At 65.9% G+C, this 7,021-nt stretch carries 7 protein-coding genes and 1 pseudogene; 5 read left to right on the top strand and 3 right to left on the bottom strand.

The window, feature by feature from the left end; all coding sequences use genetic code 11:
- From EN781_RS20925 to EN781_RS20935, 3 genes are all read left to right on the top strand, one after another.
- Positions 1–184: Sua5 family C-terminal domain-containing protein (locus tag EN781_RS20925; RefSeq protein ID WP_281034385.1), on the top strand; the 184-nt coding region annotated here is incomplete at its 5' end.
- 20 nt (positions 185–204) lie between these two features.
- Positions 205–1,647, top strand: coding sequence for an FAD-binding oxidoreductase (locus tag EN781_RS20930; protein WP_126055961.1), 1,443 nt, complete (start codon positions 205–207; stop codon positions 1,645–1,647).
- 184 nt (positions 1,648–1,831) lie between these two features.
- Complete coding sequence (locus tag EN781_RS20935; protein ID WP_126055960.1) at positions 1,832–2,398, top strand: DUF6101 family protein; 567 nt, start codon at positions 1,832–1,834, stop codon at positions 2,396–2,398.
- A 216-nt stretch (positions 2,399–2,614) separates the two neighbouring features.
- On the opposite strand, the gene ubiA is transcribed toward EN781_RS20935, so the two are convergent.
- Positions 2,615–3,598: a 4-hydroxybenzoate octaprenyltransferase gene (ubiA, locus tag EN781_RS20940; protein WP_126055959.1), complete on the bottom strand. Its 984-nt coding sequence runs from the start codon at positions 3,596–3,598 to the stop codon at positions 2,615–2,617.
- Positions 3,599–3,641: 43 nt separating this feature from the next.
- Between ubiA and EN781_RS35410 the strand changes: the two are divergent.
- Positions 3,642–3,752 (top strand): annotated as a pseudogene (locus tag EN781_RS35410) (phytanoyl-CoA dioxygenase); the annotation flags it as partial.
- Between the two features lie 153 nt (positions 3,753–3,905).
- Positions 3,906–5,186 (top strand): phosphoribosylamine--glycine ligase, encoded by a 1,281-nt coding sequence (gene purD / locus EN781_RS20950; RefSeq protein WP_126055958.1) that lies wholly within the window; start codon positions 3,906–3,908, stop codon positions 5,184–5,186.
- On the opposite strand, the gene EN781_RS20955 is transcribed toward purD, so the two are convergent.
- Positions 5,183–6,553, bottom strand: coding sequence for an alpha-glucosidase/alpha-galactosidase (locus tag EN781_RS20955; protein WP_126055957.1), 1,371 nt, complete (start codon positions 6,551–6,553; stop codon positions 5,183–5,185). The genes purD and EN781_RS20955 overlap by 4 nt on opposite strands.
- Positions 6,554–6,572: 19 nt before the next feature.
- On the bottom strand, positions 6,573–7,021 hold a 449-nt coding region (locus tag EN781_RS20960), incomplete at its 5' end, for an ATP-binding cassette domain-containing protein (protein WP_127400291.1).

Consider the following 7,021-nt stretch of genomic DNA (forward strand, 5'->3'; position numbering starts at 1 on the left):
GCGCAACCTCTCCGAGGCGGGCGATCTGCGCGAGGCTGCGGCGAACCTGTTCGCTTACATGCAGGAGCTCGACCGCAGCGGCGCCGCGACCATCGCCGTCGAGCCGATCCCTTTCGACGGTCTGGGCGAGGCGATCAACGACCGGCTGTCGCGCGCCGCAGCACCCCGTGACAAGATCGCCTGAGCGCCATAGGTTCTGGCCCCATGAACGATCAGTCCGACGACCAGCCCTTCGAGCTCGACCCCAGCCTTGTCGACCGTTTCGCGGCCATCGTTGGCGAGAAATACGCCTTGCGCGACCAGGCCGAGATCGCACCCTACATCACCGAACGGCGCGGCCTCTGGCACGGCCGGACGTCGCTGGTGCTGAGGCCGGGCAGCGTCGAGGAGGTGAGCCGCATCATGCGGCTTGCGACCGAGACCAAAACGCCCGTCGTGCCGCAGAGCGGCAACACCGGACTGGTTGGCGCCCAGGTGCCCGACAAGTCCGGCCATGACATCATACTGTCGCTGTCCAGGCTGAACCGCATCCGCGAGATCGACGTGCTCTCCAACACCGTCACCGTCGAGGCCGGCGTCATCCTGCAGACCTTGCAGGAAGCGGCCGACGCTGCCGGCCGGCTGTTTCCGCTGTCGCTTGCCGCGCAAGGCTCCTGCCAGATCGGCGGCAACCTCTCCTCCAATGCCGGCGGCACCGGCGTGCTTGCCTATGGCAATGCGCGCGAGCTCTGCCTCGGCGTCGAAGTCGTGCTGCCGACCGGCGAGGTGTTCGACGATCTGCGCAAGCTGAAGAAGGACAATACCGGCTACGACCTGAAGAACCTCTTCGTCGGCGCCGAAGGCACGCTCGGCGTCATTACCGCCGCCGTGCTCAAGCTGTTTCCGAAGCCGAAGGGCAGGGAGGTCGCCTTTGCCGGCCTGTCGTCGCCTCGCGATGCACTTTCCCTGTTCAGCCTGGCGATGGGCCGGGCGGGCGCTTCGCTCACCGCCTTTGAGCTGATCGGCAAGCGGCCGTATGACTACACGCTGAAGCATGCGCAAGGCGTCACCCGGCCGCTGGCCGACGACTGGCCTTGGTATGCGCTTATGCAGGTCTCCTCCGGCCGCTCCGAGGAGGACGGCAGGGCGCTGATCGAGGAAATACTGTCGGCCGGGCTCGAACAGGGCTTTGTCGGCGACGCGGCGATCGCGGCGAGCCTTGGCCAGGGCGACGCCTTCTGGAATTTCCGCGAGGTGCTGCCAGAGTGCCAGAAGCCGGAGGGCGCCTCGATCAAGCACGATATCTCGGTGCCGATCGCCGCGATCCCCGACTTCATCGACAAGGCTGCCGGCGTGGTGGAGAGCGTTTGTCCCGGCGCCCGCGTGGTCTGCTTCGGCCATATGGGCGACGGCAACCTCCACTACAACATCTCCCGCCCCGTGGATTGGCAGGACGCGGCGTTTCTCGACCTCTACCATCCCATGAACCAGGCCGTGCACGAGGTCGTGCGCTCCTTCCATGGCTCGATCTCGGCTGAGCACGGCATCGGCCAGCTGAAGCGCGACGAACTGATCGCCACGGCGCCGCCGATGGCGATCGAACTGATGCGCCGGGTGAAGGCGGCCTTCGACCCCGCCGGCATCATGAATCCCGGTAAGGTTATCTGATCCTTCCAACATGTTGTGGGTGGTTGCATTCCGATAACCATCCCCGAGATCAGCAAAATTTAACCGACTTTCTTAAGCGCGGCGGTAAGGAGCCAGCGCTAATGTTTCCGCATAAGCGAGGCCGGAAAAAACTGGCCCGGAGAGAACCGGTAAACGGCCCTCAGGAGACACAGGAAGGCACTCGATGAACACTGGACTGAAGCCAGTCTGGGCAGGGCGCAACATGCGTCTCGACCCATTCCGCCTGCCGCAGATGGTGAGCTATGCGACACGCGACGACTATGGCGACGTTACCTTCACCATCGACCAGCGTGGTGCCGTCATTCGCCGCATGCTGGAGATGAGCGGCGTGCCGGCGATCATCGCACTGCCTGCCAAGGCGTTTCGCGGCGTTGCCGCCCGCGCCATGGAAGACCCCGACGGCAACGTCACCGTGACGCTCGAGCTGCTGCACAATGATCCGATGCTGTCGGTGCCACTGCTCGTCGCCGACGACCTCGACGACGTCGCCGCCGACTGGCGCGCCTGGGCCGATGCCTATCGCCTGCCGATGCTTCTGATCGAGGCCGACGGCGTTGCTCGCACGCTGGAGGAATCGCTCGGCGCCGCCATCAAGGCGCTGCCGCCCCAGGAGCGCCGCAAGGGTCGTATCTCGACCACGCGCCGCCCGCGCTTCCTCGCCCGCCGTAGGGCGGGCAATCTTGGCCTCAGACTCGTCGTCGACGGCGAGGAGATCATCGCGCGGGAATAGTCCGCTGGCGATTGGCGAAACCGCCGATGACAGCCTTCTTCTCCCCGTCACTGCCCGGCAGGGCGATGAGGGGCGGCGCCGACCTCAGGGTTTGGCCACATCGAAAGCCGATCAGAGGCCGTATAACCGCTGTACATTTTCTCCTTGCCTGCAAGGCTCGCTGCCCCTCATCCGGCTGCCGCCACCTTCTCCCCGTTGAACGGGGAGAAGGGAGAACTACAGCAGCGGCTTCAGCGCCACCCATAGCGCGCCGCCGATCAGGCCGAGGAAGATCAGCCAGCCGACCTGGTTGTTCGACTTGAACAGCCTGAGGCACTGGTCCGCATCGTCGATGTTCAGCTTCGCGATCTGTCGCGCCATATGCGCGCCGGCGGCGATCAGCCCGGCCAGCGCCGGCATCGGCGCCTGCGCCGAGGCGAAGGCGATGGCGAAGCAGGCGAGCGCGCCGCCATAGAGGCCGACCAGCCAGGTCCTGGTGTTGTCGCCGAACAGGCGCGCCGTCGAGCGCACGCCGACGATGGCGTCGTCTTCCTTGTCCTGATGTGCGTAGATCGTGTCGTAGCCGATCACCCACAGGATTGACCCGATATAGAGCATGATGGCCGGGCCATCGAGATCGCCGAACTCGACCGCCCATCCCATCAGCGCGCCCCAGGAGAAGGCTAGCCCGAGCACGAATTGCGGCCAGTCGGTGATACGCTTCATGAACGGGTAGACCGCGACGATGACGAGCGAGGCGACGCCGAGCGGAATGGCGAAGCTGTTGAACTGCAACAGCACCGCCAGGCCCGCCAGCGCCTGGATGACCAGGAACATCCAGGCCTGCCGGCGCGTTACCTTGCCTGCCGGCAGCGGCCGCGAGCGCGTGCGCTCGACCTGGCTGTCGATGTCCTCGTCGGCCAGGTCGTTATAGGTGCAGCCGGCGCCGCGCATGGCAATCGCGCCGACCAGGAACAGCAAGAGATACCAGGGCGCCGGCAGCAGGGTCAGCAGCGGATCCGTCGGACGCGGATAGGCGCTTGCCGCAAGAGCGGCCGACCACCAACACGGCCACAAGAGCAATTGCCAGCCGATCGGGCGATCCCAGCGCGCGAGCTGCGCATAGGGCCAGAGCCCGCGCGGCAGCGCGCGGTAGACCCAGTGACCGCTCGGCGCGTCTGCGACGCGGCCCTGCGCCGCTTTCGACTGGATGGTTTCCATCGTGCTGGAGTGGCAGCAGCGGTGAGCGCCGTCAAGCGGCCGCGCGCATTATGTCAAGCGTCCGGGTCGCACCTCGCCGCCCTATCCGGGGCACGGCATGCAGCCCGGCCCGAAATTGCGTGAAGACTGGTTTCCGGTCGTTTTCCAGCGCTGACCGCGCCGACGTGACCCGCCCATCGGCGTGGAACGTGGCGCCCCTGGCGCGACGTTCCCGTGCGCAACCGGCATCGAGCGAGCCAAAAGCCTTGACCCGCCGGCCCCGGGGCAATAGCGGGAGGTCCTGTCGTGGATGACTGGGGATATCGGCATGCGCGTTTTGGTGATCGGCTCCGGCGGCCGCGAACATGCCCTGGCCTGGAAGATCGCGGCCTCGCCGCTGTTGACCAAACTCTATGCCGCGCCCGGCAATCCGGGGATTGGCCGTGACGCCGAGCTGGTCAAGCTCGACATTGCCGACCACGCCGCGGTAGCTGGCTTTTGCAAGGACAACAAGATCGATCTCGTCGTCGTCGGGCCGGAGGGGCCGCTGGTCGCCGGCATTGCCGATGACTTGCGCGGCGAGGGCATCCGCGTCTTCGGTCCGTCGAAGCGGGCGGCGCGGCTCGAAGGCTCGAAAGGCTTCACCAAGGACCTTTGCGCTAGATACGACATCCCGACCGCCACCTATGGCCGCTTCGCCGACCTCGACTCGGCGAGGGCCTATGTCGAGAAGGTGGGCGCGCCGATCGTCATCAAGGCCGACGGGCTCGCCGCGGGCAAGGGCGTCACCATCGCCATGACCTTGGACGAAGCGCTCGCCGCGCTCGACGCCTGTTTCGATGGCGCCTTTGGCGCCGCCGGCGCCGAGGTGGTGGTCGAGGAATTTCTGACCGGCGAGGAGGCGAGCTTCTTCTGCCTGTGCGATGGCACCACGGCGCTGCCCTTCGGCACCGCTCAGGACCACAAGCGCGTCGGTGATGGCGACGTCGGCCCCAACACCGGCGGCATGGGCGCCTATTCGCCGGCGCCGGTGATGACGCCCGAGATGGTCGAGCGAACCATGCGCGAGATCATCGAGCCGACGATGCACGGCATGGCCGAGCTCGGCGCGCCGTTCGCCGGCATCCTCTTCGCCGGGCTGATGATCACCGACAAGGGGCCGAAGCTTATCGAATACAACACCCGCTTCGGCGATCCCGAATGCCAGGTGCTGATGATGCGGCTGAAGGACGATCTCCTGGTGCTGCTCAACGCTGCCGTCGACGGCCAGCTCGCGCATACCTCGATACGCTGGCGCGACGATGCGGCGCTGACCGTGGTGATGGCGGCGAGGGGCTATCCCGGCACGCCGGAAAAGGGTTCGGTCATCCGCGGTCTTGAAGAGGCCGCCAGCGACGGCGCCGAGATCTTCCATGCCGGCACCGCCATCAACGGCGGCGCGCTCGTCGCCAATGGCGGCCGCGTGCTCAATGTCACGGCGACGGGTGCGACCGTCGGCGAAGCGCAGCAACGCGCCTACGCCGCGCTCGACCGCATCGACTGGCCGCAGGGCTTTTGCCGCCGCGACATCGGCTGGCAGGCTGTGGCGCGCGAAAAGGCCGGCGCCTAGGCGGCCTTGCTCCGGCCACCCTTACGCGCCCAGGCCGGCAGCCAGTCGCCGTGCGCGGCGAGCAGGTCGTCGACCAGCGACCAGATCTGGTCGAGATCGAGCTCGGCCGCGGTGTGCGGATCCATCATCGCCGCATGGTAGATGTGCTCGCGGTTCTCGCTCATCAGCGCCCGCACCGTCAGTTCCTGGACGTTGATGTTGGTGCGGATCAGCGCCGTCAGCTGTGGCGGCAGGTCGCCGATATACGTAGGCTGGATGCCCGAAGCGTCGACCAGGCACGGCACCTCGGCGGCGCAATCGAAGGGCAGCGAGGTGATGCAGCCATTGTTGCGAACATTGCCGTAGATCACCGACGGCTCGCCGGTCCAGACCGAGTTCATGATCGACGAGGCGTACTCCTTCGACTGCTCGACCTCGATCCGGTCGGCCGAGCGGTAGGCTTCGGCCTGGCCTTTCCAGCGCTCGATCTGTTCGATGCAGCGCTTCGGATACTCGTCGAGCGGGATGCCGAACTTCTCGATCAGGTCGGGGCGGCCGTCCTTGATGAAATAGGGCGTGTATTCGGCGAAATGTTCCGAGCTTTCGGTGACGAAATAGCCGAGCCGCGTCAACATTTCGTAGCGCACCTTGTTCGGGCAGCGCGGGTTCCAGCCGGGCTTGGGCGCGCGGCCTTCGCGATAGGCGCGCACGAGATCGGGATAGAGGTCGCGGTAGGAACCGTCCGCCTGGCGATGCTCGAACTTCAGATAGAAGGCCATGTGGTTGATGCCGGCCGAGCGGTAGCGGATTTCCTCGTAGGGAAGGTCGAGGTCGTGCGCCAGCTCCATCGCCGTGCCCTGCACCGAATGGCAGAGGCCGACCTGCCTGATGGCAGGGTATTTCTCCGATATCGCCCAGGTGTTGATTGCCATCGGGTTGACGTACTGCAGCATGATCGCCTCGGGGCAGACCGCGAGCATGTCCTCGCAGATCTTCCACAGGTGCGGCACGGTCCTGAGACCCCGCATGATGCCGCCAACGCCCAGCGTGTCGGCGATGGTCTGGCGCAGGCCGTACTTCTTCGGCACCTCGAAGTCGGTGACGGTGCAGGGCTCGTAGCCGCCGATCTGGAAGGCGACGACGACGAAGTCGGCGCCGGCGAGCGCCTTGCGCTGGTCCGAATAGGTTTCGGCTTTCGCCTTCACGCCGAGCGTCGCGATCAGCTTGTTGACGACGAGAGCGCTTTCTTCCAGCCGCTGCGGATTGATATCCATCAGCGCGATTGTCGCGCCCGAAAGCGACGGGCGCTGCAGCACGTCGCCGACAATATTCTTCATGAACACCGTCGAACCGGCGCCGATGAATGTGATCTTGGGATTTCTTGCCACGCTAACCTCCGGCATATGCTCAGGCCACATCGAAAGCGGCTCGGACGAGCCGTTCGGTGTAGGCGGTCTTGGGATTGGTGAGGACCTCGTCGACAGGTCCCTGCTCGACGACCTTGCCGTGCTGCATGACGATGACGCGGTGGCACAGCGCGCGCACCACCTTGAGGTCGTGCGAGATGAAGAGATAGCTCAAGCCGCGTTCGTCCTGCAGCTTGCGCAGCAGGTCGATAATCTGCGCCTGGACGGAAAGGTCGAGCGCAGATGTCGGCTCGTCGAGCAGGATGAATTCGGGCTCCAGCGCGATCGCCCGGGCGATCGCGATACGCTGCCGCTGGCCGCCGGAGAACTCATGCGGAAACCGCGAGAGGATGTCGCCCGGCATGCCGGCGCTGACCAGCGCCTCGCGCACCCGCTCGATTCGCTCGCGCCGTGTCGCACCGATCCTGTTGACGACAAGCCCTTCCTCGA

This window comes from Mesorhizobium sp. M4A.F.Ca.ET.090.04.2.1 (assembly GCF_003999085.1).
GTDB lineage: Bacteria > Pseudomonadota > Alphaproteobacteria > Rhizobiales > Rhizobiaceae > Mesorhizobium.